General features: G+C 66.7%; 21 protein-coding genes. 10 read left to right on the top strand and 11 right to left on the bottom strand.

Going from position 1 to position 24778, the window contains the following annotated elements:
• The first annotated feature begins 17 nt into the window (after positions 1–17).
• From ACPTTF_RS35180 to ACPTTF_RS35165, 4 genes are all read left to right on the top strand, one after another.
• On the top strand, positions 18–1061 hold the full coding sequence (locus ACPTTF_RS35180; protein ID WP_166958226.1) for a glycosyltransferase family 2 protein: 1044 nt from the start codon (positions 18–20) through the stop codon (positions 1059–1061).
• Positions 1062–1076: 15 nt separating this feature from the next.
• Complete coding sequence (locus ACPTTF_RS35175; protein WP_423372616.1) at positions 1077–1460, top strand: GtrA family protein; 384 nt, start codon at positions 1077–1079, stop codon at positions 1458–1460.
• A gap of 316 nt (positions 1461–1776) precedes the next feature.
• Entirely contained in the window at positions 1777–2280 is a 504-nt protein-coding gene (locus tag ACPTTF_RS35170; RefSeq protein ID WP_027792733.1) for an inclusion body family protein, read from the top strand.
• A 65-nt stretch (positions 2281–2345) separates the two neighbouring features.
• Complete coding sequence (locus ACPTTF_RS35165; protein ID WP_423372189.1) at positions 2346–3236, top strand: AidA/PixA family protein; 891 nt, start codon at positions 2346–2348, stop codon at positions 3234–3236.
• Between the two features lie 178 nt (positions 3237–3414).
• On the opposite strand, the gene ACPTTF_RS35160 is transcribed toward ACPTTF_RS35165, so the two are convergent.
• Positions 3415–4290, bottom strand: coding sequence for a LysR family transcriptional regulator (locus tag ACPTTF_RS35160; protein ID WP_423372188.1), 876 nt, complete (start codon positions 4288–4290; stop codon positions 3415–3417).
• A 168-nt stretch (positions 4291–4458) separates the two neighbouring features.
• Here ACPTTF_RS35160 and ACPTTF_RS35155 point away from each other — a divergent pair, with 168 nt between their 5' ends.
• Together ACPTTF_RS35155 and ACPTTF_RS35150 are read left to right on the top strand one after the other, a co-directional pair.
• Positions 4459–5403 carry a hypothetical protein gene (locus ACPTTF_RS35155; protein WP_423372187.1) on the top strand — a complete coding sequence of 315 codons (945 nt, stop codon included), beginning with the start codon at positions 4459–4461 and terminating at the stop codon, positions 5401–5403.
• Positions 5404–5452: 49 nt separating this feature from the next.
• Entirely contained in the window at positions 5453–7156 is a 1704-nt protein-coding gene (locus ACPTTF_RS35150) for a hypothetical protein (RefSeq protein WP_423372186.1), read from the top strand.
• 208 nt (positions 7157–7364) lie between these two features.
• On the opposite strand, the gene ACPTTF_RS35145 is transcribed toward ACPTTF_RS35150, so the two are convergent.
• A complete protein-coding gene (locus tag ACPTTF_RS35145; RefSeq protein ID WP_423372185.1) occupies positions 7365–7889 on the bottom strand; it encodes a GNAT family N-acetyltransferase in 525 nt (174 codons plus the stop codon).
• A gap of 544 nt (positions 7890–8433) precedes the next feature.
• On the opposite strand from ACPTTF_RS35145, the gene ACPTTF_RS35140 reads away from it, so the two are divergent.
• Positions 8434–9636 (top strand): AAA family ATPase, encoded by a 1203-nt coding sequence (locus ACPTTF_RS35140; RefSeq protein ID WP_423372184.1) that lies wholly within the window; start codon positions 8434–8436, stop codon positions 9634–9636.
• A 4-nt stretch (positions 9637–9640) separates the two neighbouring features.
• Positions 9641–11344 carry a cobaltochelatase CobT-related protein gene (locus tag ACPTTF_RS35135; protein ID WP_423372183.1) on the top strand — a complete coding sequence of 568 codons (1704 nt, stop codon included), beginning with the start codon at positions 9641–9643 and terminating at the stop codon, positions 11342–11344.
• Here ACPTTF_RS35135 and ACPTTF_RS35130 read toward each other — a convergent pair.
• The 4 genes from ACPTTF_RS35130 to ACPTTF_RS35115 all read right to left on the bottom strand — a co-directional run bounded on the left by ACPTTF_RS35130 (position 11307) and on the right by ACPTTF_RS35115 (position 15784).
• Positions 11307–13115, bottom strand: a complete 1809-nt coding sequence (locus ACPTTF_RS35130) for a histidine kinase (protein ID WP_423372182.1) — start codon at positions 13113–13115, stop codon at positions 11307–11309. The two genes, ACPTTF_RS35135 and ACPTTF_RS35130, sit on opposite strands and share 38 nt — an antisense overlap.
• Positions 13116–13195: 80 nt before the next feature.
• A complete protein-coding gene (locus ACPTTF_RS35125; RefSeq protein WP_423372181.1) occupies positions 13196–14608 on the bottom strand; it encodes an HD domain-containing phosphohydrolase in 1413 nt (470 codons plus the stop codon).
• A 137-nt stretch (positions 14609–14745) separates the two neighbouring features.
• On the bottom strand, positions 14746–15195 hold the full coding sequence (locus ACPTTF_RS35120) for a GNAT family N-acetyltransferase (RefSeq protein WP_166958250.1): 450 nt from the start codon (positions 15193–15195) through the stop codon (positions 14746–14748).
• A gap of 97 nt (positions 15196–15292) precedes the next feature.
• A complete protein-coding gene (locus ACPTTF_RS35115; RefSeq protein ID WP_423372180.1) occupies positions 15293–15784 on the bottom strand; it encodes a tetratricopeptide repeat protein in 492 nt (163 codons plus the stop codon).
• A gap of 586 nt (positions 15785–16370) precedes the next feature.
• On the opposite strand from ACPTTF_RS35115, the gene ACPTTF_RS35110 reads away from it, so the two are divergent.
• Positions 16371–17570, top strand: a complete 1200-nt coding sequence (locus tag ACPTTF_RS35110) for a hypothetical protein (protein ID WP_423372179.1) — start codon at positions 16371–16373, stop codon at positions 17568–17570.
• An 11-nt stretch (positions 17571–17581) separates the two neighbouring features.
• Complete coding sequence (locus ACPTTF_RS35105; protein ID WP_423372178.1) at positions 17582–18205, top strand: ABC transporter ATP-binding protein; 624 nt, start codon at positions 17582–17584, stop codon at positions 18203–18205.
• A gap of 449 nt (positions 18206–18654) precedes the next feature.
• Here the strand turns inward: ACPTTF_RS35105 and pntB are convergent, their stop codons facing one another.
• From pntB to ACPTTF_RS35080, 5 genes are all read right to left on the bottom strand, one after another.
• Entirely contained in the window at positions 18655–20067 is a 1413-nt protein-coding gene (gene pntB, locus ACPTTF_RS35100; protein WP_166958256.1) for a Re/Si-specific NAD(P)(+) transhydrogenase subunit beta, read from the bottom strand.
• A gap of 13 nt (positions 20068–20080) precedes the next feature.
• Entirely contained in the window at positions 20081–21673 is a 1593-nt protein-coding gene (locus tag ACPTTF_RS35095) for a Re/Si-specific NAD(P)(+) transhydrogenase subunit alpha (RefSeq protein WP_166958258.1), read from the bottom strand.
• A 572-nt stretch (positions 21674–22245) separates the two neighbouring features.
• Positions 22246–22740 carry a chloramphenicol phosphotransferase CPT family protein gene (locus ACPTTF_RS35090; protein ID WP_423372177.1) on the bottom strand — a complete coding sequence of 165 codons (495 nt, stop codon included), beginning with the start codon at positions 22738–22740 and terminating at the stop codon, positions 22246–22248.
• Between the two features lie 61 nt (positions 22741–22801).
• Positions 22802–23605, bottom strand: coding sequence for a lipid II flippase Amj family protein (locus ACPTTF_RS35085; protein ID WP_423372176.1), 804 nt, complete (start codon positions 23603–23605; stop codon positions 22802–22804).
• Between the two features lie 124 nt (positions 23606–23729).
• Positions 23730–24641 carry a LysR substrate-binding domain-containing protein gene (locus ACPTTF_RS35080; protein WP_423372175.1) on the bottom strand — a complete coding sequence of 304 codons (912 nt, stop codon included), beginning with the start codon at positions 24639–24641 and terminating at the stop codon, positions 23730–23732.
• Between the last annotated feature and the right edge of the window lie 137 nt (positions 24642–24778).

Here is a 24778-nt window from a genome sequence, read left to right as displayed (position 1 = left end):
TCACAAGGGGAATCATCATGCGGGGATCACTCTATACACCGCTCGTATCGCTGGTCGTGCCGTTCTATAACGAAGGCGAGGCCGTCGAGCGCTTCTTCGACGTCGTGATTCCGCTGATGACGTCCATCGACGCGATCCGGTTCGAGATCGTCTGCGTGAACGACGGCAGCCGCGACGACACGCTCGAGCGGCTGATCCGGATCAGCACCGGCGAACGGCGCGTGCGCGTGATCGACCTCACCCGCAACTTCGGCAAGGAAGCGGCGCTCACGGCCGGCCTCGACGAAGCCCTCGGCGACGCGGTGATCCCGCTCGACGCCGACCTGCAGGATCCGCCGAGCCTGATTCCGGTGATGATCGAACACTGGCGCAGCGGTGCGGAAGTGGTCGCCGCGAAGCGCAGCAACCGCGCGTGCGATTCGTTCGCGAAGCGCACGGCGGCCGCGATCTACTATCGCGTGCACAACCTGCTGTCGGACGTGAAGCTGCCGGAAAACGTCGGCGATTTCCGGCTGATGGACCGCAAGGTCGTGAACGCGCTACGCAACCTGCCCGAGCGGCATCGCTTCATGAAGGGGCTGTTCGCGTGGGTCGGCTACCGGACCGTGATCGTCGAATACCAGCGCGATGCGCGCAGCGCCGGGCACTCGAAGTTCTCCGGCTGGAAGCTGTGGAATTTCGCGCTGGAAGGCATCACCAGCTTCAGCACCGTGCCGCTGCGCAGCTGGACCTACATCGGCGTCGGCATCGCCGCGCTCGCGTTCCTGTACGGCGCGTTCATCATCTTGCGTACGCTGCTGTTCGGCAATCCGGTGCTCGGCTACGCGTCGCTGATCTCGGTCACGCTGTTCATCGGCGGCATCGAGCTCATCGGGATCGGTGTCGTCGGCGAATACGTCGGGCGGATCTACGACGAGTCGAAGCAACGGCCCGTCTACCTGATCCGCCGCCGCTACCAGGCGCACGGCAAGGTGATCGAACTTCCGGTTGCACGCGATGCGCGCCGCCAGATCGCACGCCGGCGCGTGCAGCCGACCCGCGCGCGGGTTGGCGAACACTGACGCGCGCCGATGGCCATGATCGGCCTGCTCCATGCCGAGCGCACGCGCCTCGTGCGCTTCGGCGTGTCCGGCCTCTGCTCGACGGCGATCCACACGCTGGTGGCGACCGCGCTGTTCGCGCGGCTCGATGCAACGCTGGTGACGGCGAACGCGCTCGCCTTCCTCTGCGCCACCGCGTTCTCGTATCTCGCGAACACGCTGTGGAGCTTCTCGTCGACGGTGCGCACGCGCAACATGGTGCGCTTTCTCGCGGTCACGCTGGCCGGCTTCGTCGAAACCATGCTGCTCGCGCGTGCGGCCGAAGCGCTCGACGTGTCCCGCGGGATGAGCATCGTCGCGATCGCGCTGCTGGTTCCGCCGACGACGTTCGTGCTGCACCGGCTCTGGACCTATCGGTAAGCGATCCCGCGCCCTCCCGCCGCTCCCGCTCCCGCTCCCGAAAATAATCGGCCATTCAATTAACAGATTCAATGCCGCGATATTTATGTAGCGCATCGAATCGATTGATTCCGATTTTAAAATTACCGCTCTGAAACAACATTAAATACCCTGTTTACTCTTACAGCTTTCAGAATTAACCGAACGGGATAATCTGCTTTCGCCATCTCGCCGGCACGTGCTTCTAACGGCACGAAGCCTTGCAGGACAAGGCGATGGCCGCTGCGCAAAGAAATTCGCGCAACAATAAATCCCATTCCTTCAAACGGGAGCTTCTATGTCACGCGTGACCGATGTGCTCGTCTCTTTCGATACCGAAACCATTCTCAAAAAATATCCAAATCCCAGCAAGAATCCGAATAGCCCGACGTTGATCGACTGGAAGCACGTGTACATGGTCACCAACCAGGACAACGTGGTGTCGGGGCAAGCCGGCGGCGAACTCGACCTGAAGGCGCAGGTCGGCGACCTGATCCGCTGGCGTGAAACGAGCCTGTCGCTGGGCTTCGAGAACCAGGTGGTGTTCTACAAGTTCATCGGCAACGTCGGCAACGAACTGATCTCGACGCCGACGCCGCGGGTCGCGGAAGCCTCGATCCCGGTGCCGAACACCAGCAAGCCGGAAGTGCCGACCTGCCAGAAGGTCGCGAACTACTACTGGTCGTCGGAATGCCTGAAGGTCGGCCGCGTGACCTACCACTTCCAGTTCCAGATCATCGATCGCAACTGCCAGAGCCAGGGCTGCTTCTCCTGGGATCCGTTCATCTCGATCCATAACTGATCGCGGCAGGCGGGCGGCCGCGCGGCGGCTGCCCGCATCATCCACTTGTTGCGGAGGAAGCGTTCATGCCTGGTCTTCGTTGCGATGTGCTCGTGATCGTCGATGCCGTCACGCTGCTGTCGTCCTACCCCGAGGCAAGCCGGGATCCCGACGCGCCGACCGTGATCGACGGCCGGCACCTCTATGTGGTGAGCCCCGGCGACGCCGCGCAGCTCGGCCACAACGACAGCCGGCTCTTTACCGGCCTGTCGCCGGGCGACCAGCTGCACCTGCGCGAAACCGCGCTGGCGCTGCGCGCCGAGGTGAGCGTGCTGTTCGTCCGGTTCGCGTTGAAGGATGCGGGCATCGTCGCGCCGATCGAACCCGAAGTGCGCGATGCGGCCGCGCCGGTGCCGGATGCCGACGACCTGCTGCATCCGCCGTGCCGGCCGATGAAGGACCACTACTGGCGCAGCGATGTGCTGGCCGCGGGCGCCACCACGTGTACGGCCGACTTCGCCGTGCTCGACCGCGACGGTACCGTATCGGGTTATTTCCGCTGGGAAACGTCGATCGAGATCGGTGCCGGCCAGCCGGATACGAAACAGCCCGGTTTCAAGCCGTCGTCGGATCGTAACGGCAACTTCACGCTGCCGCCGAACACCGCGTTCAAGGCGATCTTCTACGCGAATGCCGCCGACCGGCAGGACCTCAAACTCTTCATCGACGATGCGCCGGAACCGGCCGCATCGTTCATCGGCAACAGCGAGGACGGCGTCAGGCTGTTCACGCTGAACTCGAAAGGCGGCAAGATCCGGATCGACGCGTCCGCCAACGGCAGGAAATCCGCGACCGATGCGCGCCTCGCGCCGCTGTCCGCGGGCGACACAGTGTGGCTCGGCTGGCTCGGCGCCGAGGACGGCGCAGATACCGACTACAACGACGGGATCGTGATCCTGCAGTGGCCGATCACCTGAGCGTTGCGGCGATCGGAACGCGGGCAATTCAGGTACGCGGCAACCCCGGCGGGTGGCTTGCGATCGGTCGATCGCTTCGGCGCCCGGATTCCCGCGGCCGTGCAACCCGGGTAGCGGCCGTTCGCGGTCGGCGCATTGATGGCGAACGGCAGCGGATCGGCGCCGCGCTCGCGGCGCGCTAGCGCGCGAGCAGCGCACCCGCCTGCCGGCCGAGCACCGCACGCAATGTGTCGAGCTCGGGCAACGCGGGTGCGTCTTCGGGCGTGACGAGATAGGTCGTCACGCTGTCGAGATCGTCGAAGGCATGCGCGCGCAGCTCCTTGCGCGCCACGTGCTCGGTCGTGATCCGCTTCGGCAGGATCGCAATGCCCATGCCGGCTGCCACGCAGCCGAGGATCGCGCCGAACGTGCCGAACGACACCACCGACTCGATCGCGACGCCGCGCGCCTTCAGCCAGTGCTCGGCGACCGCGCGATACGGGCAGCCGTCGTGAAACGCGAGCAGCCGCACCGGGTTGTCGGCCAGTACCTGCCGCCGCGTGACGGCGGCCGCGCTCACCAGCACCATCTCCTCGGCGAACGCCGGCTCGTAGCGCAACCCGGGCCGCACGACCGCGCGCGCCGTGAGTGCGGCGTCGATCCGGCCGCGCAGCAACGCGTCGGCCAGATCCGGCTCGCTGCCGATCTGCACCGCGAGACCGAGCGCCGGATCGCGCTCCTTCAACGCGGCGGCGAGCGCCGGCAGCCGCGTGGCCGCCGTGCTTTCCATCGACCCGAGCCGGAAGCTGCGCGCGACCGGCGTTTCGCGCACCACCTGCGTCGCTTCGTCGACGAGGCGCAGGATGCGGTCGCAATACGGAATCAGCCGGCGCCCGGCGTCGTTCAGCACCAGCCGCTTGCCGTGCCGGTCGAACAGCGGCGCGCCAAGCGACTCTTCGAGCTGGCGCAGGCGCGCCGTCACGTTCGACTGTGTGCAGCCGAGCCGGTCGGCCGCGCGCAGCGCGCTGCCTTCCTGAACGACAGCCCGGAAAGTTTCGAGCAGAGGAATGTTCATATCACTTTCTCTTGTTACCGATTCAGTTTATATCATTTTACTTCGCCAATCATCCGGATTAGCCTAGCGGATATCCAGTGCCGGCCCCTTTCGAGGAAACCGCATGCCATTCGCTGTCTGCTCCGGCTTCACCCCTACCCCTGTTCATCGCCGGCCCGAGGCGCTCCCGTGCGCGCGCTGATTGCCGCGCTGGTGAAGCGCGGCCCGACCGTGCTCGCGTGCGGCGTCGGCCTCGGGCTGCTGGTACCGCCGCTCGCCGACCTCGCGCGGCCGCTGATGCCCGTCACCGTGTTCCTGTTCGTGCTCGGTACGCTGCTGCGCGTCGAGCCCAGCGCGGTGCGTGCGGTCGCGCGACGGCCGGCCGTGTCGCTGTTGCTGCCCGCCGTGACCATGATCGCGTGCCCGGTCGCGCTCGGCCTCGCCGCGCGGCTCGCCGGCATGCCATATGACTGGGTCGTCGCGCTGGTGATCGCGTACTGCGCGCCGCCGTCGAGCGGCACGTCGACGATCGCGCGGATGCTGTCGCTCGACGCCAGCGTCGCGCTCGTCGCAACCCTCGCGTCGATGGTGTTCGTCCCGCTCACCGCGCCGCTGCTGACGGCCTGGTTCAGCCACGATGCGGCCGTGTCGATCTCGCCGTTGAATCTCGCGCTGCGGCTCGCACTGCTGATCGGCAGCGCCGAAGGGGTTGCGCTGCTCGTGCGGCGGTTCGCGGGTTCCCGGCTCGACCGCCATGCGACGTCGATCGATGCGACCGTCGTCGCCGCGCTGCTGGTGTTCGCGCTCGGCACGATGGCCGGCATGCAGCAATCGATCATCGACGCGCCGCACCGCGCGTTGACCGCGATCGCACTCGCGTTCGCCGTCAATGCGGGCTTCCAGATCATCGCGTACGGGCTCACGCCCGGCGACGTCCGCACGCGGCTCAATGTCGCGCTGATCGTCGCCAATCGCAACGTCGGCCTGATGTGGGCCGCGCTCGGGCTTGCCGCGACGCCGACCATGGCGCTCGTGTTCACGTGCGCGCAGTTACCGATCTACACGCTGCCGCGCGTCGTCCAGCATCTGCTGCCACGCCTCGAAGCGCAGCGCCTGCGCCGGCGTGCACGCTAGCCGGCATGCGCCGCCCCGATTTCCCGTTCCCTACCCGCCTGCACTCACCATGACGACCCTGCTCTCCGCCGTTTATCCGCGCACGCTGCGCACGTTGACCGACCGGTTCACACCCGGCACCGCAACCCGTATCGAGGCCTGGCTCTTCGAGGACGAAGCGGCGCGCCGCGATGCCGAGCGCACGCTGGCCGCCCGCGGTATCGACGCGGTGTTGCGCAGCGCGTACAAGCCGCTGGTGCATTTCTTCCTCGAGGAATTCGAGCCGCCGCGCGCCGGCCGGATCGTGATCCGCACGCCGGCAGGTGCACATCAGCGGTTCCGGCTCGAAGCGTATCCGCTCGCCGGCTGGCTCGCGCCGCTTGAATTCGCGTTCGAGCCCGGCGACGATCCCGCGCACCATGTCGTCGAGGCCGGCGGGGCGACGCACCGCGTCTTCACGCCGAATGACGCGACCGCATCGCCGTGCGGCTGGCTGCGCGTGTGGAACGGCAGCACCCTGATCGAGGACGCGCCGCTCGTCACCGAATTCGAGGCGGCCGCCGCCGCAACGCTGGACGCGCTGCGCGCGCATCCGTGGCCCGATCATGCACCGTTCTTCGACATCCTGAGGATCGCGATCGCCACGTCGGGCATCGAACATACGCTGCCGTACGGCGAGGAACTCGTCAGTACGCTCGACGCGTGGCACGAGGATGCGTACTACGGCGCCGCCGAATTCTTCCATGCGTTCGCGGGCCGCGACGCGTCCGACCGGACGCTGCAATCCGGGCAGATCGTGCCCGAGATCACGCGTACGCAGGGCGATACGACGCTTCGGATCACACTTGAAACGCATGTGCGTGCGGCAACGGCCGACGCCTCGGCCACCCCGGGTGAAGCACTTGCGTCGCCGGACGTGCTCGCGGCGGTTGACCAGCCGCTGTCGCCGCCCGACGTCGCGCGCGCGCTCGGCGCGCTGCCGGGAGACCGGTTCGCCGCCACGTCGCATCAGGGCCGCGGCGTGAACGGCATTCATGTGCGCGGTGCCTTACCCGGGCTCGTCATCACCGCCGGCCAGCATGCCAACGAGACATCGGGCGTCGTTGGCGCGCTGCGGGCCGCCCATGCGCTGAACCGGCGCCCGGACGCGCACTATGCGCTCGTGCCGCTCGAAAATCCGGACGGCGCCGCGCTGCATCATCACCTGCGCGCCACGCACCCGACGCACCTGTCCCATGCCGCGCGCTTTACCGCGCTCGGCGACGACCTCGAAGCCCGCACGCAACCGCCGTTCGGCGAAAAAGCCGCCCGGCTCGACGCGATCGAGCGCACCGGCGCGCGGCTGCACCTGAGCCTGCACGGCTACCCCGCGCACGACTGGACGCGGCCGCGCAGCGGCTACATCCCGCGCGGCAGCGAACTCTGGTCGATTCCGAAGGGCTTCTTCCTGATCCTGCGTCATCATGCGGGCCACGACGGGCGGCCGTTCCTCGACGCATTGACCCGCGCGTTGGCGCAATCGGATGAACTCGTGGCGTTCAACGAGCGGCAAATCCACACGTGGCACGCGCACGCGGGCGATCTGCCGTTTCCGCGTATCAATGGCATTCCGTGCGATGTGGTCGAGGATCACCGGTCGACCGTGCCGTTCACGCTCGTCACCGAGTTTCCCGACGAAACGATCCAGGGTGACGCGTTCCGGCTCGCGCACACGACGCAGGCGCGTGCAGTCGAACTGGCGGCCGAGTTCTACTGGGCCGGCCTGCTCGGTTGAAGCGCACGTACGAGCCTTCATCACACCGGAGACCCGGGGCGGCACAGCGGAATCGGCCCGCCGATCCGCCGAATGCCTCACGGAAATGGGCGAAAACCGCGTGCGGTGCTCGGCCAAGCCACGCCGCCCAACTGTGCCGCGGCCCGTTCACGAACGGCGAGTTGCCCGTCAACTCGTGCTTCGCATGCAAGGTTGCGGCCCGGCACCGTCACACACTGCGCCCGAGCAACTGCCCCGGCCAACCGTCCACGTCGAAGGTCGAAATTCGCTCATACCCGCAGGACTCGTAGAAATGCACCAGCGCGCCAGTCCCGCCGCCATAGCAGTCCACCCGCAAGCGTCCCACCCCGGCAGCCCGGGCACGCTCATCCGCAAAGGCCATCAGACGCCGGCCGACACCACGCGCCCGCGCGTCGCGCGACGCAACCAGCACGCGCACGTAGATTTCCGGCTCGACTGCGGGCGGCACGTAGGGCATGGACTCGCCCAGGATCAATGCGCCCAGAATGCGGCCTTCGGGCGATTCCGCCACCCATGCATCGGGCAGCGCGCAGGCTTCGGTCACGAGCGCAATCCGCTTGGGCTGCGTCGACCAGGGCTCACGGCCCCATTGCCCGTCGTTGCCGATTTCGACGAACCACGCGATCACTTCATCGAAGATTTTCAGCACGGCCGGGGCATCCAGCGCGCTGGCCCGTCGGATCACCCGCTCGTCCGTTCCTGTCACCGTCACGTTCAACACTCCTTCGCCGGATTCAAGGACCGGCGCACGATTGGATATATAGCCGGCCCGCCCAAGGACGCGCGATGGAAGGCCGGCGATCAAGCCTGCTACGGTACTGAAATTCCACCCTGTTGAGCAAGGTGTGACGGCCCGCGATTCGGCAAGGCGTAATGGCCCGCGATTAGACATGACGGGTTGTCGTCGTAAAAAGCGCCGGAGGTCAGCGCCAGACAGGGTGCCGATCGACCTTGACGTGCATGGCCATTGCCGGCCGCCACCCGCGAGCCGCGAGCCGCGAGCCGCGAGCCGCAACGTTACCAGCAAATCGGCGCGGCGATGGCGGCTCAGTGCCGTGGCGAGGGTGTCCGAAGATCATGCTGCAGCGCATGACACATGGCGACCACCTGCCCCGGCAGGCCGACGCGCCGCCTGCTCCGCGCCATCTCGAAGCGAAACGATTCCCGCGCGAATGTCGCCCCTCACCGCAAAAATATACAATCGACGCGATACATCGAAGGCATGAAGCGCCGGCCGCCCACTCTCGCTCGCCACCATGAACGCACCCGCTGACCCCAACCCCTCCGCCCCGTCGGTACTCGGCGTCTATCGGCAAATGGCGGACCCGTCCGCCGGGCAATGGATCGTCAGCCGCTCCGAACGCGCGCACATGTACCGCATCCAGCACCACCGTCCCGACGGCAGCACGTCGGTCGATACGGTCGTCGATGCGGACAACCTCGATGCGAAGCTGCACAAGTGGATCCAGGAAGGCTTCGTCCGCCGCGACACGGGCGACCATCCAGCCCCCGCGCATCGCGACCGGTTCATGCAGGACCTGCGCAGCGCGCACGCGTCGCGACCGGCGGCAGCCGGCGATGCAGCGCACGTCGCGCACGTGGGCGGCGTGCCGATGCCGCGCGGCCCGGGCGGGCCGCTCGTGCCGCCGCGAAACCCGGCCTACCTGTTCACCGCGCGTGCGACGAACGTGCTGGAAGACATCGTCGAGAACCGGCGCATCCTGCTGATCGGCCACACCGGCACCGGCAAGACGAGCCTCATCGAACAGGCCGCCGCGCTGGCCGGCCACGGCGTGCTGCGCTCGAACATGAACGGGCAGACGACGGTCGGCGACTTCGTCGGATTCTGGACCGTCAAGGGCGGCGAGACGATCTGGGTCGACGGCGTGCTGCCGACCGCGATGCGCGAAGGGCTGTGGCTCATCGTCGACGAGATCGACTTCGCGGAGCCGGCCATCCTCGCGGTGCTCACCGCCGTGCTCGAACCGGCCGGGCGCCTGTTGCTGAAGGAGAAAGGCAACGAGATCGTCGTCCCGCATCCGTCGTTCCGGCTGTTCGCGACCGCCAATGCGGTGGGCGCGATGGGGCAGTTCCGCCATCTGTACCAGGGCGCCAACGTGATGAACGAAGCGTTTCTCGACCGCTGGCGCGTGTACCGCCTCGACTATCTGCCGCCGCCCGACGAGGCGCGCGTGCTGCAGCGCACGTTCGGCGCGGCCATGACCGAGGCGATGGCCGACACGCTCGCGGCGATCGCGGCGGACTGCCGCGCCGCGTTCGTCCGCGAGGATCTGGCCGGCGCGTTCTCGACGCGGCGCCTGATCGACTGGGCCGAGCTGATGCTGCGCACCGGCGATCCCGAAGCGGCCGCCGGCCCGACGATCTATGCGAAGGTCAGCACGGAAGACGCCGACCTGATCCGCAGCATCATTCGCCATTACATCGACGTCGAGGCCTGACGCGATGGGCCCGGACGACAATGCGCGCTCGCTCCACCTGACCCGGCTGGCCCGCACGCTCGCGCAACGGCACGGCATCGAGGTACGGTTCGCGCGCCACGTGCCGCTCGCGCAGCGCGACCTGCTGGTGCTGCCCGACACGCTGCTCGCGGGCGACGTCGACGATGATGCGATCGTCGGCCTCGTCGACCTCTACGCGGCACGTGCGCGCTTCGGCGCAATCGATGACATTGCCGCGCTGTCGTCGCCCGCTGTGCGCGCCATCGCGCAGGCGATCGACGACCGGCGCGCGGCCGGTCGCCTCGTTGCGCACTATCCCGGCGCGATGGCGTTCCTGCGGCGGATGCGGGCGGCCGCGGCCACCGACGCACTTCGGAGATGGCCACAGATGGCGTGGCGCGACAGGCTCGTGTGGCGCATCGAGCGTGCGCTGTGGGACGAACCGCCGCCCTCCATCGAGCGCGTGCCGTCGCTCGACGCGACGATGGCTGCATCGGACGATCTCGTCGACGAAGCACGTGCGGCGACATCGACGGCCGACAGCATCCGCGCCGCACACAGGATCGTCGAGCGCGTCCGCGCGCTGGCGTCGGCCGGCGCGAACAACATGATGTTCACGGCCGATCCGGGCAGCACGATCGACAGCGACAGCATCGCCGCCGAATTCGAATCGGACGGACAGGGCGCGCCGGACGACGCACATGCGCCGGTTTCGGCCGAATCGAGCGCCGGTGCGCTCGCCGACACGGAATCGTCGGCGGAAGCACCGACGCCGGGCGATGCGACACCCGGCACGATCCGCCTGTCTGAAGACCATCGGCCGCTGCTGTCGATCCCGCTGACCACCGCATTCGATACGGTGACGGACTTCACCGGCAAGGGTGAGCCGGCGCGCTGGCACCGCCTGCGAAGCGCGGCCCGCGCGCAGACCGAGCCGCTCAAGCTACGGCTCGAACGTGCGTTGAAAGTGGACGAGCAGACGCGCTGGAAGCGCGAACAGGAACGCGGCGAGCTCGACCGGATGGCGCTCGCCCGCCTCGTCACGTCGCCCGGCTACCGCACGCCGTTCCGCGTCCGGCGCGGCGCGCCGGGGCGGGACGCGGCCGTCAGCCTGCTGATCGATTGCAGCGGGTCGATGGCCGGCAGGAAGATCGAGCTCGCCCGACTGTGCGCGGCGGCGCTGTGCGATGCGCTGACGCAGCTCGGCTTCGCGTGCGAAGTCCTCGGCTACAGCTCCGTCGAGGATGCCGCGATGCGCGCGCATTACCAGCGCTGGATCGACGCCGGCCGCGACACGTTCGGCTATAACCGGTTCGTCGAACGGCTCGACCTGCGGGTCTACAAGCGGTTCGATTCCGACCACCCGAGCGGCCTCGCCTGCATCGAATGCGGCCACGAGAATCCCGACGGCGAGGCATTGAGCTGGGCCGCCGAGCGGCTGCTGGCGAAGCGGGCGCGGCGACGGATCCTGATGGTGCTGTCGGATGGCTATCCCGCAACCGGCGACGGCAACCCGGCGATCCTGCGCACCGACCTGCGCGCCCGCGTCGACGCACTGCGCGAGCGGCGCGTCGAACTGATCGGCGTCGGGATTCTCGACGATTCGGTCGAAGCGTTCTATCCGGTCAGCAGCGTGGTCGAGCATCTGCACGAGCTGCCGGGCGCGGCGTTCACTGTACTGAGCGATACGCTGCTGGATCGGCGCTAGCCTCCTCCACGGCCACAGCCGCAGTCGTGCTCGCGTCGTCGCCGGCCCGCCGGATCGGCAGCCGAACGCAGAACGTCGTGCCGCGCCCGGGCTCGCTCGTCACGTCGATGGTGCCGCGATGGCGCTTGACGATACCGTGCGATACCGACAAGCCCAGCCCCGTGCCCTGCCCGACCGGCTTCGTCGTGAAGAACGGATCGAAGATCCGCCGGACGACGTCGGGCGTCATGCCCGTCCCGGTGTCGCTGATCGCGATCGACACCTGTTCACCGTCGCTCGACGTGCGGATCGTGATCACGCCGCGCTCGGGAATCGCGTGCGCCGCGTTCACCAGCAGGTTCATGAAGACCTGGTTCAACTGCGACGGCAGGCACTCGACCTGCGGCACGTCGCCGTAATCGCGCACGATCTCGGCCTTGTACTTGAGTTCGTTGTGGACGACGTTGAGCGTGCTTTCCAGTCCCGCACGAAGATCGACCACGCGCCACTCGTCGCTGGCCGGGCGCGAGAAATCGCGCAAATCCTGCACGATGCGCCGCACGCGCAGCGCGCCGTCGATCGACTCGTCGATCAGCGTCGCGATCTCGCCGCGTACGTAGTCGAGATCCGCCGCCCGGCCCTTCGCCGTCAGCGCATCGCGTGCGGCCGGGTCGAGCTGCGGCAGCGCGGCTTCATGCGCCGCGATCACGTCAAGCAGGCTGCGCACCCACGTCTTCAGCGTATTGAGGTTCGCGCTGACGAACCCGATCGGATTGTTGATCTCGTGCGCGACACCGGCCGCGAGCTGACCGATCGACGCGAGCTTTTCCGACTGCAGCAACTGCACGTGGGTTTCCTCGAGCGCATGCAACAGGCGCCGCTGCTCCTCCTTCTCCTGTTCGAGCCGCGCCTGTGCGGCCTTGCGTTCGTCGATCTCGGTCGCCATGTTCTCGCGCGTACGTTGCAGCGTCGCCGTCGTCTGTTCGTAGCGGTGCAACGCGCGTTCCAGTTCGACGGTGCGCAAGCGCACGAGCCGCTCGAGCGTATCGGTCATCCCGCGCAGGAAGGTTGTGCGCGCATCGAATCGGCTCAGCAGCAGCGTGACGACCAGGGTCCCTGTCGTAAACAGCGCGACGGTCGTCGCGAGCCACGGCGTGTCGACCCCGTTCGCGGCCCCGCATCGTGCGTCCAGCGCGAAATGCGCGGCCGCCATCGCCGTGTAGTGCATGCCGGTAATGCCGATGCCCATGACGAAGGCCGCGCCGACCCGCTGGGCGGTCGCGTGGCGCGCCTGCTGCACACGCAGCGCCTGCGCAATCCACAACGCGGCAGTCGATGCGAGCACCGCGACGCCGATCGACGCCACGAACAGCGCGGCATCGTAGCGAATGCCGGGCTGCATGCGCATCGCGGCCATCCCCGCGTAGTGCATGCCGGCGATCCCGCTGCCCATCAGCGCGCCGCCCAGGAGGAGCCGCCACCAGCCCAGCCGCGCGCGCGTGACGACAACCAGCGCGAAGTACGACACGAGCACGGCAATCGCCAGCGACGCGCCCGTATCCGGCAACGCGTAGCCGAGCGGAATCGGCAGGGAAAACGCGAGCATGCCGACGAAATGCATCGACCAGATCCCCGTCCCCATCGCCGCCGCGCCGCCGCCCAGCCACGCACGCCTGAGCTTCGGGTTGTCGAGCAGCGAAATGAAGGCGGCCAGGTCGAGTGTCGTATAGGAGGCCAGCGTCGCGATCGCGAGCGACAGCAGGACGAGCGGAAGATTGTAGGTGCCGTGCATGTTCGAGCGCCCGGATCAAGGTGAGTGCGTTGCCGCGGTGCGTGGTCGTGCACCGCGGCCATCAGGCCGCGCGTCCGGGCTCAGGCAGGCGCCGCGCCTGCGTTCGGCGCCGGCTTCGCCGCAGCCTGGCCGGCCAGCACGAGGATGTCGAACGACGTCCCCTCGCGCGTCTCGAAACGGCGCACGAGGTCGATCTGGTGCGCCGACATCACGCTGCCCTTGGTCATCAGCAGCACGCCGCGATGCGTGCGCAGATCGTCGGCGAGCTGCATCCCTTCGCGCAGCTGCGCGGACTTGATCTCCGCGACGGACGCCGCGATGCCGAGACTCGCCGGGTCCCGCATCAGTTCGACCAGGCCGTCGACGATGCGCGGGTCGTAACGCACACCGGCCTGCGAGCGCAGCGCGTCGATCGCCTGCTCGACCGAATGCGGCGCACCGATGTCGCCATTGCGCAGCCCTTCGAAATCGCGCGCGATCGCGACGATCCGCGAGCCGGGCGGAATCGAGTCGCCTGCCAGCCCGTCCGGCGTGCCGCGTCCGTTGAAGCGTTCGTACTGGTGCAGCACGATCGACGCAACCTTGTGCAATTGCGCGACCGGCGTCAGCACCATCTGCGCGCGCAGCGGATGCTGCAGGAACAGCCCGTGCTCTTCCGCCGTCATCCGCGCGAGCGGCTTGTGCAGCAAATTGTCCGGCAGCGACAACTTGCCGATGCCGTGCAGCAGCCCCGCGTAATAGACGTCCTGCGCATGCAGCTCGCTCATCCCGGAGGCCAGCGCGAGCCGCCGCGCAATCTCGCCGACCCGCATCGCATGACCGCTGGCGGACCCGCAGCGCATCTCGATCATGCTCGCGCAGACCTGGACCATCGCGGTGAAACTGCTTTTCAGGTCGCGTTGCGCGGCTTCGAGGAACATTACGGTCTGGCCGAGCTCCTCGGTGCGCGCGCGAACCTGCGTTTCGAGTTCCGTGTTGAAACGGCGCAGCGCTTCGTTCTGCGCTTCCGTCAGCGCGGCCAGCCGGGCCGCTTCGCGCCGCAAGCGCCGCTGCTCCAGCGCCTGTTCGATGGTCAGCAGCAGGTCGTGATCGTCCCACGGCTTGTTCAGGTAGCGATAGACGCCACCGTCGTTGACGGCCTGCACGACCGACGCGATCTCCGCATAACCGGTCAGCAGGATACGCATCGTGTCCGGGTAGAGCACCCGTGCACGGGCCAGGAACTCCGCGCCGCTCATGCCCGGCATCCGCATGTCGGACACGATCAGGTCGACTTCGGTCGACGCGAGGACCTCGAGGGCCGCCTCGCCGCTTTCCGTGGTCAGGATCTCGTAGCCGGCGGGCCGGAACACGCGCCTGAGCGCCGACAGCACGCTCGGCTCGTCGTCGACCAGCAGGATCGACGGTACGCTACCCGCATCGTCGAATGTCGCTGCCGCCCCGGTCGTTTCAGGCGATACCGCATTCGGTCCGTTTGTTGCAGATGTCGTCATGATTGGCCTCGGATCATGTCTTTATATTCTCTCTGCATCATCGGCATACGCCGCGCATTCCACATCCGGGAAAACGCTGATGCGCTCGCCCGGATCACACCGCGCCTGCGTCGCGTCGGCGCGTGGCCGCATGCGATCTACACCGTCGCAGAACCCGGTTCGCGCATGTAGTAGATGTCCCACTCCGCTTCGTCTGCCTGCACGAAGCCGTGCCGCGCATAGAAGCGGTTCGAGTCGCTGCCGCGCAGCGCGCCGACACGTACGGGCACGCGCTGCGCATCGGCCTCGGCAAAGATCCGGTGCAGCACGGCCGCGCCGATGCCCTGTCCCTGGTGCCCGGGCACGATGTACAGATGGTCGAGCAACCAGTGGTCTTCCTGCTGCCGAACCACGAAGAAACCCGCGTTCACACCGTCGGCTTCGATGAAACGGCATAGCGCCGGGTCGAACGACGCGAGAAAGCGCTCGCGCGCACGCCGGGGATCGAAGCGGCCGATGCGCTCGAGGCTGTCGCGCATCGCGGCGATGCGGATCGCAACCAGCGTTTCGGCGTCGGACTGGGTGGCAAGGGGAAAGGTCAGGTTCATGGGCAAGTAGCGCTTACGTGGAGAAAACGCCCGGCATTGCATCGCTGCGCGGCCGTCGAAGCCGTCTGGCGACGCCGGCCGGCGCGCGCGGCGTGCATCAGGGCGTCTCGATGCCTTCCGCCCGCGTGCCAAGGAATCGCAGGTACTTGCCGTCCTCGTCCTCGAACAGCTCCGGTCCGCCAGCCATGTACGCGCGCATCAGCTCGTCGGCCGCGCGGTCGAGATTGCCCAGTTCGAACTGGCACTGACCGAGCCTCAGGTGCAGGAACGGGTTGCCGATCGCGTTGGGGAAATGCATCGCCTGGGCAAGATTGTCGCGTCCGGCCGCGTAGTCCTCTTGAAGGAAATTCGCGTCGCTGATCGCGGCCATCAACCAGGTTCCGGCCTCCCAATTGGTCTTGGGTTCGGGAAGCAGGTCGAATCCCGCCCAGAATTTCGCCAGCGCGCCTTCGTAGTCCCCGTCTTCCATCAATGCATCGCCCGCGTCGCTCAGCGCGCCGATCCGCTCATACAGCACGTTGTCCAGTTCTGCCATGTCGAGTCCCTGTTCAGGAGTTGAATTCGGCCCGGTGCGGCCGGTGGTTGCCATGCGATCGCGGTGTGGCGCGCGGTGTTGCCGTCCTGGTCGTTCACCCGCCCGGCATTCGTCCAGCATACCCGAGCCGTATGACGCGCGCGTCTCGACTTTCACCGCATCTGTGCGGCGTCTGTCGAATGATCCGTGCCAGCGTCGTGCGCGTGAATCCGGCGCGGCGCGAATCCGGATGCTACGCTGACGGATGCCTCGCGCAGCGGTGATCTGCACGTTTGCGCGTTTGCGCGTTTGCACGTTTGCGCGTTTGCGCGTTTGCACGTTTGCGCGTTTGCGCGTTTGCGCGTTTGCGCGTTTGCGCGTTTGCGCGTTTGCGCGTTTGCGCGTTTGCGCGTTTGCGCGTTTGCGCGTTTGCGCGTTTGCGCGTTTGCGCGTTTGCGCGTTTGCGCGTTTGCGCGTTTGCGCGTTTGCGCGTTTGCGCGTTTGCGCGTTTGCGCGTTTGCGCGGCCAAGCGGCGATGCGCGATAACCGCTTCTCATACGACGCGGTGATCTCATGCCTGTCACTCCGCCCCCGGTTGTGCCGCGGCGACCGCCGTGGCAGCATGCCCGGTTCGTGTGCTCAGTGAAAGGGAGCTGGAAGCATGTTGTCTTGCCGACTGAGGTGGTACGCGCTCGCGACGTCCAACCTGCTGCGCAGGCATTGGCAGGCACTGCTCCTGCTGGCCATGCTGTTGCTGCCGGCAATGCCGGTTTTTTCGCAGACGCGCATTCTGGGTGCGCCGGTACTCGCGGCGCTGGCACCGTCGCATGGCATCGAATGGCGGTTCGCGTGGGTGCACCTGCTCGAAGCCGTGGGCATCCTGTGGGTTCTGGCGCAGCGTAGCGCCATCACCGGGGGGCCGTTCGTCACCTTCCTGGCGTCCTTGCCCGTCTCCAACGGCCGCCGTCGCGTCGTCGACACGATCGTCGTGATCATCGCAAGCACCCCGCTGCTGCTGCCCGTCCTTGCCGCCGCCATCGCGCTCGCGTTTCTGCCGCAGAAGGCGATCAACTATCTGTTCGTCCTCGACCTGTTCCTGATTACGCTGGGATGGCAGTTGACCGCGCTGTCGCGCAACATGCGCAACGCAATCGCGTTGATTGTTGCGAATCTCTTCCTCGTCGGCGGCTTTCACGCCGAGGGGGCGTTACGTCCCGCGTTGCTGACCGTGCCGTTGTTGATCGCCGCGTTCACGATTGCGCATGCCGCCCCTGCGGCGGCCGCGCGTTCGGCAACGGCAGGCGCGTTCTCGCGTCGCGTCGCTGATGCCATCCGCGCCCGCGTGCGGGACGGGCTTTCGCCCTTCGCGAGGCTGCAGATCGGTATCCTGCGGGAGCGCACCGCGAGCACCCTCGGCCGCTGCCTGGTGATGGGTGGGGTCGCCGCCTCGACATGCTTCCTGCTGGCGCTCTGGGGTTTCGACAAGCGCGCCGTTCCCCTGACCCTGATCACCCAAGCCGCCATTGCGCTGATCGCGGCGACGACCTATCGCGATTTGCGCGCGGCTCACCTGCGTGCGTCGCACTTCATGCAATCGTTGCCGCTGTCGGCCTTCGCGAAGCGCCGGGCCGACTGGCTGACCGTTGCCGCGCTGGCGCTGCCGTTCGCCGCCGTCGCGCCGCTGTTGCTGGTGATGCACGGCGTGCTGTCGTCGCAGACGGCGGCGGCGCTCGTGTGCTCGGGCGCACCGCTTCTCGCATTACACTATCTGCCGCAACGCTACACGCCCCGACAATCCGTGTTGCTGGGCATCCTGCTGACCGTGGTCTGGGTCACGCTCACCTGGCACGTTTTCGTTTGAACACCCGATCCATGCTCCGCTTCGACAATCTCGGCAAGCGCTTCGACAAGCGCGTCATCTTCCAAGGGCTCAACTTCGCATCCGGCGCCGGGTGCGTCGCGCTGTGCGACGAAAACGGCAGCGGCAAATCGACGTTGCTCGGCATTCTCGCCGGCACGATCGACGCGGATGAAGGCGAGGTATGGCTCGGCGGCCATTCGCTGCGCACCGCGCCGCTCGATGCGAAAGCCGCGCTGGCGTATGTGCCCGACGATTGCCTCGCGTATCCGTTCCAGACCGGACGCGCGTTTCTCGACTTCGTGGCGGACGCCAAGAAGACCGCCGTCGACGCCCGCACGCTCGAGCTGGCCGATCGATTCGGGCTCGCCCCGCATATGGACAAGCGTTTCGAGCAGATGTCGCTCGGCACGCGCAAGAAACTGTTCCTGACGGCGACGACGCTCGGCGCGCCCACCGTCGTGATCGCCGACGAACCGGGCAACGGGCTCGATGCCGCGTCGCGTGCGGTGCTCGTCGATCTGTTCAAGACGTTGGCTGCGGATCGTACCGTCTTTTTTTCGAGTCACGATCTGGCGCTGGCGCGCGCGTGCGACGCACTGATCACCAGTTTCGCGGCGCTCGGCGCAACGGAATAGGCGCTATCGTCGCGCGCAATCGCGTGGAAGGAACCGATTTGGCTGCGTGACGCAGGAAGGAGAGGCACCGATACCATTCGCGGCAAGCGCGGTATCGGCGGCAGGCAAGGACCCGGTGTCCGTTGCGGGTTCATGCGGATGGGTGCGACCACACCTTCAGGCAGGACAGCGGCCAACCAGCGCCATTCCGGCAACTGACGAAGCACCTGCGTTCGCCGCGCCGATGATCGGGCAGCCCGGCATCATTTGCGTGGTTCGTCGATCTGCGCACCGACGATCGATCGCCGCTTTTGCCGGAAGTGCGAAACATCCCGTCCCGTCTCGCACTTCCGTGATCTTGCCGATGCGCATGTCGGGCGTGCCGGGCGTGCCGGGCTCCGATCAACCGGCTGCCCGACGCCATGGCCGGCTACCGTTCGACCCGTGCACACGCACGCCCCTGCTTCCCGTCAGGCCTTCAACGCCCCGAAGACTTCGTCCAGCATCTTTTTCGCGTCGCCGAACAGCATCCGGTTGTTGTCCTTGTAGAACAGCGGATTGTCGACGCCCGCATAGCCGGACGCCATGCTGCGCTTCATCACGATCGAGGTCTTGGCCTTCCACACCTCGAGCACCGGCATGCCGGCGATGGGGCTGGCCGGATCTTCCTGCGCCGCCGGGTTCACGATGTCGTTCGCGCCGATCACCATCGACACGTCGGCTTCAGGGAAATCGCCGTTGATCTCGTCCATCTCCATCACGATGTCGTAAGGCACCTTCGCCTCGGCGAGCAGCACGTTCATGTGCCCCGGCATGCGGCCGGCCACCGGATGGATCGCGAAGCGCACGTCGACGCCCTTCTCGCGCAGCACCTTCGTGAGTTCATGCACCGTGTGCTGGGCTTGCGCCACCGCCATCCCGTAGCCGGGCACGATGATCACGCTCTTGGCCTCGCGCAGCATCTCGGCCGTTTCGAGCGCGCTCACCGCCACCACTTCGCCGGCCGGCTGCGAACCGGCGCCCGACGCTGCAGGCGCACCGCTGCCGGTACCGAAGCCGCCGGCAATCACGCTGATGAAGTTGCGGTTCATCGCGCGGCACATGATGTACGACAGGATCGCACCCGACGAGCCCACCAGCGCACCGATCACGATCAGCAGGTCGTTGCCGAGCATGAAGCCGGTGGCCGCCGCCGCCCAGCCCGAGTAGCTGTTGAGCATCGACACCACGACGGGCATGTCCGCGCCGCCGATCGCCATCACCATGTGCACGCCGAACAGCAGCGACATCACCGTCATCACGATGAGCGGCGTCATGCCGTCCTGGATCGTCTCCGCATGCAGGAACGCGCGACCGTACACGATCACCACCACCAGCGCGGCCAGGTTGAGCCAGTGCCGTGCCGGCAGCAGCAGCGGCTTGCCGCCGATCTTGCCGGAGAGCTTGCCGAACGCGATGACCGAGCCCGCGAAGGTCACCCCACCGATCAGGATGCCTACATAGATCTCCACTTCGTGGATGGCCTTCTCTGCACCGGCGAACTGCACCGACGTATCGATGTAGCTGGCGAAGCCCACCAGGCAGGCCGCCAGACCGACCAGGCTGTGCATCAGCGCAACCAGTTCGGGCATCTGCGTCATCTGCACCTTCTTCGCGGCGTAGAGGCCGACCGCGCCGCCGACGACCAGCGCGGCCACGACATACGGAATGCCTTCGGCCGACACGCGCGGGCCGAGTACCGTGGCGAGCACGGCGATCAGCATGCCGATCATGCCGAGCAGGTTGCCGCGACGCGCGGTCTCGGGATTGGCCAGCCCGCCGAGGCTGAGGATGAAGAGGATGGCCGCGCCGATATAGGAGACGGTAGTCAGGTTGGAAGTCATTGTTGTCGTCTCCTTACTTGCGGAACATCGCCAGCATGCGGCGCGTCACGGCGAAGCCACCGAACATGTTGACGGCCGTGAGCGTCAGTGCGCCCACCGCCAGGCCCAGGATCAGCCCCGACGGCCGGTCGCCTGCCGCGGCCGCGCCCAGGGGCGGCGCGACCTGCACCAGCGCGCCGATCGCGATGATCGACGAGATTGCATTGGTGACGCTCATCAGCGGCGTATGCAGCGACGGCGTGACGTTCCAGATCACCATGTAGCCGATGAAGCAGGCCAGCACGAACACCGTGAAGTGCGACAGGAACGTGGCCGGCGCAAACTGGCCGACCAGCAGGAATGCCAGTGCGCCGACCGCGAACACGATCGCGAGCGACTTGGCCGACATCGGTGCGCCGCTGCCGTGACCGTGGCCCTTGGACGCGGCTGCCGCGACCGGCGCCGCAGCGGGTTTCGGTGCCGCGACCGGCTGCTGGATCGGCGGCGGCGGCCAGGTCACGTTGCCTTCCTTGATGACCGTGAGGCCGCGGATCGCGTCGTCGTCGAAGTCGACGTTGATCGTGCCGTCCTTCGCCTTGCACAGCTCCTCGATCACGCGCAGCAGGTTGGTCGCATACAGCGTCGACGACTGTCGCGCCAGGCGCGATGCGAGATCCGTGTAGCCGACGATGGTCACGCCGTGGCGGACCACGGCCTGGCCCGGCACCGTCAGCTCGCAGTTGCCGCCTTGCTCGCCGGCCATGTCGACGATCACGCTGCCCGGCTTCATCGACTGCACCATCTCGGCCGTGATGAGCTTCGGCGCCGGCTTGCCGGGAATCAGCGCTGTGGTGATGATGATGTCCGCGTCCTTGGCCTGCTGCGCGTACATCGCGCGCTGCGCCTGCTGGAAGCCTTCGCTCATCACCTTCGCGTAACCGCCGCCGCCCGAACCCTCTTCCTCGTAGTCGACCTTGACGAATTCGCCGCCGAGCGACTTGACCTGGTCGGCCACTTCCGCGCGCGTGTCGTTGGCGCGCACGATCGCGCCCAGGCCCGCGGCCGTGCCGATGGCCGCGAGGCCGGCGACGCCCGCGCCGGCGATGAACACCTTGGCCGGCGGCACCTTGCCCGCAGCCGTGATCTGCCCGTTGAAGTAACGGCCGAACGCGTGGGCCGCCTCGATGACGGCACGGTAGCCGCTCACGCCGGCCATCGACGTGAGTGCATCCATCTTCTGCGCGCGCGACAGCGTGCGCGGCAGCGAATCGATGGCCAGCACCGTGGCCCGCTTCGCGGCCAGCTGCTGCATCAGTTCGGGGTTCTGCGCCGGCCAGACGAAACCGACCAGCGTGCCGCCGTCACGCATCAGCGCGACTTCCTCGCTGCTCGGCGGGCGCACCTTGAGGACGATATCGCTGCGGCCCCATAGATCGGCGGCCGACGCCACGACTTCGGCGCCGGCGGTACGGTAGTCGTCGTCGCTGAAGTTCGCGCCGGTGCCGGCACCGCTTTGCACGGCCACCGAGAACCCGAGCTTGATCAGCTTTTCGACCACGTCGGGAACAGTCGCTACGCGCCGCTCCTCGTTGGCCGTCTCCAGAGGGACCCCAATCAGTAATGTCATATCCTGAACTGTCAGTAGTGGCCGTCGCAAGGAGTTACGGCCCGCGTTTCAAGTCACCCAACTCAATCCGTGTACGACGTTGCTCCGCGCGCAGCTTCGCACTGCCGCGCCGATTTCACAAACTGTCCGTCCTCTAGATAATCGTCTTGTCAGATCAAGCCGGTTCATGCCCTTGCCTGATCCTCCTGACGAATATCCGGCGCATGTTCGAATCGGATAAGAACTGCGAAGCATATCCCGTGCCAGAGTCTTTCCAAAATTTATATTTTGAATCGGCGCGCATTCAATCCATGAATCCCCTGTCTGGACACGACGGGCCGGCAACCGCCCGCGCTGCTGCCAGAACGGGCCCGCTCGGCCTGTCGGCGCGTCAATCCGTTTGAAATCCGTTTGAAACGTGGAAAAACAGCGATCGGCACAAAAGCTTGGGAATCGGTTTCATCGCGAATCCCCCGCTTGTCGGCACAATACGATTTGTCGCGCGCCAACGACATAATCCGTGCGGCCGATGACATTCGGTGCCGGCGAGTTTAAAGGAGAACGCAGCCTGTCCGGATCAAACCCGTCGACGATCATTCACGCTGCGCGTCGACGTGGGCACGGATGCGGCGCGCGCCCTCTTCCGGCGTGCATGTCGATGTGTCGATGCATAGCGCGTAGGGTCGCGAATAGGCCGGATGCCCGAACTGGGAGCGGGCCATGCCTTCGCCGCGATCCGGCCTCGCGCGTTCGCGCTGTTCGAGGATATCCAGCGGGCACGTAACGCCTATGACGAAGGTCTGACGAGGCGACAGCGCCGCAATGCATTCGTCGAGCGCGGACAGATCCCGAAGCACGAGATCCAGCACGATCTCGAAATGGCTGGCGGCGATCCGCGCGAGCGTCGACTGCAGGTTGAGCTGGTGAAGTCTCAGCGCCTGATTCAACTCCTCGTCCGAGCGCATGTCACGCCGGCGCGACATTTCGACGAACGCGTCGAGCGATACGTGAAACGTCGGCACGTCAGATGCCTGCTGAAGCGCCCTGGCCAGGCTGCTCTTCCCCGCACTGGTCGGGCCGTGCAACACGACAGCAACGGGTTTCATGGCGATGGGCGATAGACGATGGGCGAGGATGCCGGTTGCCGCGCTAGATCAGCTCGGCGACGCGCACGATGACGAGCGCGGCAGGAACGAGCACCGCTTGCGCACACAACGTGCCGAGCACGCGCGCGCCCGCGAGTGTCGTGATGGCCCGACGAAAGCTGTTTTCCGAGATCCGCCCTTCGATGACGTCATCGGTCATCACGGAAACCTGCGGATCGATGACGACCGCCAGCACGACGGTCGCGAAACCGTTGATGACGGACGACAGATTCGCGCATGTCACTCTCAGATCGGGTTTCAGGTAGCCCGCATACAGCGATGCGAACACGCCGACCGTCCATATCGCCATCGCGGCAACGTTCAGCGCGATGACGCGCCAGGACACGCCCGTGCTCGCGGTCAGTTGCGTGACGTTCTGGCTCGACGGCAGTCGTGCGCCGATGCGCAGATAGTTGATCCCCGCACGACTGCATGCGTGCAGCAGCAGGCGGGGAATCGAGCGGTTCACCTGAAAGTGTTCGACGGCGCGACTGAAATAACGCTGGAACGTCGGGATCAGGAACGACCCGGCAATGGTCGCCACGGTGGCGGACAGCAGGAACCAACGGAAGTCGGTCAGCAACCCGCTCCCCATCCGATGCGCGATGTCCATTTCAACCCGCTTCGCGATGAACGGCCCCTGAAAGGAATTGGCCGTTCGGGACACCAGCGCGATGATCCCGAACAACGAGAACGACAACGCGATGCGACGGGTGCGAACGCCGGCGATCCGCACGGCATACGCCAGTGTCGCGATCACATGGATGACGAAGGTAAGCCCGCAGATGATCCAAAGCTGACTGTCCATGCTGTTGCCGCGTGCGTGACGGGACATCGAGTGTACCCGAGCACGGCCTGCGCCCAGTCAGCGAATCAGCCTGGCGGGGACACGCTGCCGTGATGGCTGCTTCACGATGCGCATCACGCGCTGATCACGCGCTGCCGTGCGGTGCCGATCCCCGGGCTTCATTCAGCATCCACGCCGCGAAGGCCTGCAACGGCCCCGCGGCCAGTTCGATCGGCTCGGGCAGGACGAGGCAGAAATTTTTCGTGACCGCCTTGCCCGCCGGCCAGGGTGCGACCAGCCGGCCCTGCTCGAGCTCCGCGTCGATGTAAAGGCGCGGCACCAGCGCGACACCCAGGCCGGCCAGCGCCGCTTCGATCAGCATCGAATGGAGATCGTAGCGCGCGCCAACCGCCGAGTTGGTCAGCACGATGCCGGACTCCTGCGCATAAGCCTGCCACGCGTCCGGGTTTTGCCGCCGGTGAAGACGGGGCAGCGCATCCAGCTCCAGCGACGGGCTCGCCCCGGCGCCTGCCAGCAACGCCGGGCTGCACACGGGCACCAGCACTTCCTCCAGCAGCGGATGCAGGTGCATCCCCGCCCATCCCGGATGCTCGAAATGGATCGCTGCGTCGAAGCCGCTCCCGGCCAGCAGGAACGGCTCCATCCGTTCGGCGATATGCACCGTGATGTTCGGATGCTGGTCCTGAAAGCGTTTCAGCCGGGGGATCAGCCAGCGCGTCGCGAAGGTCGGAATGGCGGCGATATCGATGCTCGCGCCTTCGATGGGCTGCCCCATCAGGTACAAGCTGTCCCGTTCCAGCCGATCCAGAATCTCGCGAACCTGCAGCGCGTACCGCGCACCGTTCGGTGCCAGCCGTACCCGATTGCCGATTCGCTCGAACAGGGTGACGCCCAGGAACGCCTCCAGCCGGCCGATCTGACGGCTGACGGCGCCCTCGGTCCGTGCGAGCTCCTCAGCGGCTCGGGCAAAGCTGCCGTGTCGGGCCGCGGCTTCGAACGCCTGCAGCGCGGAATTGCTTGGGATCTTGCGGGGCATGGGCGTCTCGCCGGTCAGGGTGGGTTCGACGTCAGCTTGATCAAATGTCACTGAAGGCTGACTTTATTTCGTTTTATGGGGTGCAAATGCGAGCTTAGCATTACGTTACTGCACTGACCATCAAGCGCTCGCTGAGG

It is taken from the genome of Burkholderia crassaminum (assembly GCF_964265005.1).
GTDB lineage: Bacteria > Pseudomonadota > Gammaproteobacteria > Burkholderiales > Burkholderiaceae > Burkholderia.
This window is presented reverse-complemented; position numbering and strand designations above follow the sequence as displayed.

Excerpts from the sequence above, each read along its gene's own strand:
- ACPTTF_RS35085 (WP_423372176.1), bottom strand. The coding sequence starts at position 23,605 with ATGGACAGTCAGCTTTGGATCATCTGCGGGCTTACCTTCGTCATCCAT.
- ACPTTF_RS35140 (WP_423372184.1), top strand. The coding sequence starts at position 8,434 with ATGAACGCACCCGCTGACCCCAACCCCTCCGCCCCGTCGGTACTCGGC.
- ACPTTF_RS35135 (WP_423372183.1), top strand. The coding sequence starts at position 9,641 with ATGGGCCCGGACGACAATGCGCGCTCGCTCCACCTGACCCGGCTGGCC.
- ACPTTF_RS35115 (WP_423372180.1), bottom strand. The coding sequence starts at position 15,784 with ATGGCAACCACCGGCCGCACCGGGCCGAATTCAACTCCTGAACAGGGA.
- ACPTTF_RS35130 (WP_423372182.1), bottom strand. The coding sequence starts at position 13,115 with ATGCACGGCACCTACAATCTTCCGCTCGTCCTGCTGTCGCTCGCGATC.
- ACPTTF_RS35150 (WP_423372186.1), top strand. The coding sequence starts at position 5,453 with ATGACGACCCTGCTCTCCGCCGTTTATCCGCGCACGCTGCGCACGTTG.
- ACPTTF_RS35180 (WP_166958226.1), top strand. The coding sequence starts at position 18 with ATGCGGGGATCACTCTATACACCGCTCGTATCGCTGGTCGTGCCGTTC.
- ACPTTF_RS35095 (WP_166958258.1), bottom strand. The coding sequence starts at position 21,673 with ATGACATTACTGATTGGGGTCCCTCTGGAGACGGCCAACGAGGAGCGG.
- ACPTTF_RS35175 (WP_423372616.1), top strand. The coding sequence starts at position 1,077 with ATGATCGGCCTGCTCCATGCCGAGCGCACGCGCCTCGTGCGCTTCGGC.
- ACPTTF_RS35080 (WP_423372175.1), bottom strand. The coding sequence starts at position 24,641 with ATGCCCCGCAAGATCCCAAGCAATTCCGCGCTGCAGGCGTTCGAAGCC.
- ACPTTF_RS35120 (WP_166958250.1), bottom strand. The coding sequence starts at position 15,195 with ATGAACCTGACCTTTCCCCTTGCCACCCAGTCCGACGCCGAAACGCTG.
- ACPTTF_RS35105 (WP_423372178.1), top strand. The coding sequence starts at position 17,582 with ATGCTCCGCTTCGACAATCTCGGCAAGCGCTTCGACAAGCGCGTCATC.
- ACPTTF_RS35125 (WP_423372181.1), bottom strand. The coding sequence starts at position 14,608 with ATGACGACATCTGCAACAAACGGACCGAATGCGGTATCGCCTGAAACG.
- ACPTTF_RS35110 (WP_423372179.1), top strand. The coding sequence starts at position 16,371 with ATGTTGTCTTGCCGACTGAGGTGGTACGCGCTCGCGACGTCCAACCTG.
- ACPTTF_RS35165 (WP_423372189.1), top strand. The coding sequence starts at position 2,346 with ATGCCTGGTCTTCGTTGCGATGTGCTCGTGATCGTCGATGCCGTCACG.
- ACPTTF_RS35160 (WP_423372188.1), bottom strand. The coding sequence starts at position 4,290 with ATGAACATTCCTCTGCTCGAAACTTTCCGGGCTGTCGTTCAGGAAGGC.
- pntB (WP_166958256.1), bottom strand. The coding sequence starts at position 20,067 with ATGACTTCCAACCTGACTACCGTCTCCTATATCGGCGCGGCCATCCTC.
- ACPTTF_RS35170 (WP_027792733.1), top strand. The coding sequence starts at position 1,777 with ATGTCACGCGTGACCGATGTGCTCGTCTCTTTCGATACCGAAACCATT.